This is a genomic window from Kitasatospora sp. MBT63, assembly GCF_000710465.2.
Classification (GTDB): Bacteria; Actinomycetota; Actinomycetes; order Streptomycetales; family Streptomycetaceae; genus Kitasatospora.
The window spans coordinates 1-201 of sequence record NZ_JAIZ01000230.1 but is presented as its reverse complement, the minus strand read 5'-3'; the positions used below and the strand labels follow the sequence as shown (position 1 = coordinate 201).

The following is a 201-nucleotide window of genomic DNA, read 5'->3' as shown; positions in this document are numbered from 1 at the left end:
GGGGCGGGTGACGGTGTTCGCCACGTACGCCAGCCTGGGTTTGGGGCACTTGGAGAAGGCCCACCAGGAGGGCTTGAGCCCGTTTTCGCTCGCGGTCGTGGACGAGGCCCACCGTGTCAGTGGCCAGGCTGGGAAGCCGTGGGCGGCGATCCTCGACAACGCCCGGATCCCGTGTGACCGCAGGTTGTTCATGACGGCCAC

The 201-nt window shown here is 68.2% G+C and carries 1 protein-coding gene; it reads left to right on the top strand.

The features are described from left to right. On the top strand, positions 1-201 hold a 201-nt coding region (locus AA75_RS51415), incomplete at both ends, for a DEAD/DEAH box helicase family protein (protein WP_149038152.1).